Annotated in this window: 2 protein-coding genes and 1 pseudogene; 2 read left to right on the top strand and 1 reads right to left on the bottom strand. The window is 69.8% G+C overall.

Translation table 11 applies throughout. The annotated features are described in order from the left end of the window. Positions 1 to 303 (top strand): annotated as a pseudogene (locus tag AB8Z75_RS33310) (hypothetical protein); the annotation flags it as partial. A gap of 32 nt (positions 304 to 335) precedes the next feature. On the opposite strand, the gene AB8Z75_RS33315 reads toward AB8Z75_RS33310, so the two are convergent. Beyond that, positions 336 to 836, bottom strand: a complete 501-nt coding sequence (locus AB8Z75_RS33315; protein WP_369208620.1) for an NUDIX domain-containing protein — start codon at positions 834 to 836, stop codon at positions 336 to 338. A 299-nt stretch (positions 837 to 1,135) separates the two neighbouring features. Here AB8Z75_RS33315 and AB8Z75_RS33320 point away from each other — a divergent pair, with 299 nt between their 5' ends. After that, positions 1,136 to 2,086: a Bro-N domain-containing protein gene (locus tag AB8Z75_RS33320; protein ID WP_369208622.1), complete on the top strand. Its 951-nt coding sequence runs from the start codon at positions 1,136 to 1,138 to the stop codon at positions 2,084 to 2,086. Positions 2,087 to 2,243 lie beyond the last annotated feature (157 nt).

Genomic DNA, 2,243 nt, shown 5'->3' on the forward strand with positions numbered 1-2,243 from the left:
GACGGGGGCGGCGTCGCGGGGGAGGCCGACTACACCATTCCGCCTCCGTCCGTGCCCGCCCCGCTGCCCAGAAGACGGCGGCACGCGGCGCCGACGCCGCCTGCCGTGCCGTCCGCACCGTCAGGTGTCTCCGCCGCCATCTCGGCGCGCTACGGGACCGGTTCGGGGGACGACGACGAGTACGCACGGGACATTTCGGCCTGGCGACAGGAGGCAGAGCGGGCGCTGGCCGAGGCGCAGCGCCGAGGCGCCGAGACAGCGGAGCCCCGCCCGGACTCCGCGTTCCAGGGGTGGTTCGGCTAGACCCGGGCGGTCGGGCGGCGGATTCCGCTTGTTCAGCGCAGGTCCGGTGCGAGTAGGGCCCGTACCCCTTCGATGTTGGCGGCCAGGTAGGTCTGCAGGGCCACGGGGACGACGTCGACGGAGGTGACGCCCTCGGGCGTGAAGGGGAGCCGTGTGATCTCGTACCGGCCGCAGGGGTCGTCCACTTCGGGCCCGTGGCGCAGCGCGGGGTTCATCGAGACGAGACGGCACACGAAGAAGTGCTGAATTTTCACGCCACCCGGAGTCTCCTCGGGGTCACTCACCGTGTCCACGAAGGCGGGCACCACGTCGGTGACTTCAGCCCCCAACTCCTCGTGGACCTCGCGGTGCAGGGCGTCCACCACGGTGCTGTCGACGTCCGGCTCGACGCCGCCGCCCGGCGTGATCCAGTACGGCTCCCGGCCAGGCTTGGTGCGCTTGATGACGATCAGTTCCCCGGGGCCTGGGCCGTCCCCGGGGGCGAGGAGGATGGCGCGGGCCGTCCGCTTGACCACTGGGCGTGCGACGAACATGCAGGAGGTCTGGCCCAAGCGGGCGTAGGTCAAACCCTCCGCTTTGGTCACCGTGCGTGTTCGGGCGAGCAAATCTCTCGATACGCCTATATCGATAAGTGATTGGACACTGACGCTGAGTCAACTATTGTTGGTGCCCCGCGCAGCTTCGCGCGTAGAGCCGGGCGGTTCGTGGCAAGAGGGGGGAGCCACGAACCGCCCTTTGTGCGCGCGGCACTTCACTCGTTCGAGTTAACGAACGCTAACCATCCGTCGGTTCGACGGATGTGCTGCTTATGTGAGCATCGGAGGTGATGCTCGTGAACGAGCAGTGGCAGGACGCCATCGACATCAACGACTTCGTCTACGCGGCCACCGGAGCGCGCGTACGGAGGCTGACGCTACCGGACGGGACACACTGGTTCCCCGCGGTCGACCTGGCTCGGGATCTCGGTTACGCAAACACGCGCCAAGCCTTGCAGTGGCATGTGCCCACTGAGTGGACCCTGAGCCTGAAACAGCTTGTCCAGGGCGTCTGTGGAGTAGACGGCCTGCGCAAACTGACAGGTCACGGCCTTCAGAAACACATGAGAATGGTGAGCCTGCAAGGTCTGGTACGGCTGGTCAACGGCTGCACCAAACCGGCTTCCGAGCCGTTCAAGAAGTGGGTCACCGACGTCATCGTGACGATCCAGCGCGAGGGTTCCTACACGCTGGAGAAGGCGGAGGTCCAGCCGCAGGGGCCCGAGGCCCGCACGGTCTACGCGATGCCGGAGGCGGTCGCGGACGCCATCGTGCGGCTGGAGGAGCACAACCTCCGCATGGACGAGGAGTGGCTGGCGCAGCGGCGCGAGGACCGGCGGTTCGAGAGCGGGGTGACGGCCGCACACCACGACATGCTCGCGCAGCAGCGGGAGATCATCTCCCTGCTGGGGCGGCTGGTCGAGAACACGGACCCCGGGCGCCGGGAGGCGCACCAGGCAGCGGCGTCCGTCCCGCACCGCTCGGGAGGCGCTGTCTCGTTGCTCTCGCTCTGGGAGCGGAACCAGTTGGCGATCACCAAGGACGTGTGGCCGGTGGCCGCGTTGATGGCGGGGATGCTGACGTCGCAGGGGGAGGCGCGGGTCCGGATGGAGGAGGTGGCGAGCCGGACGGGCCTGCCTCAGGAGAAGGTGCTGGCGGCGCTGCGCTTGCTGCTGCGTCACCACTGCGTGCGGCAGCAGGGGGTGGACGCGGAGGGCGCACAGGTGTACGTGCTCCCTGGCGTGTAGCGCTCGGTGCGCGTGGGGGCGCGCGCGTCGGGGTGGGGGGGGGGGGGGGGGGGGGGGGGGGGGGGGGGGGGGGGGGGGGGGGGGGGGGGGGGGGGGGGGGGGGGGGGGGGGGGATGGAGGAGGTGGCGAGCCGGACGGGCCTGCCTCAGGAGAAGGT

Source organism: Streptomyces sp. PU-14G (genome assembly GCF_041028275.1).
GTDB lineage: Bacteria > Actinomycetota > Actinomycetes > Streptomycetales > Streptomycetaceae > Streptomyces.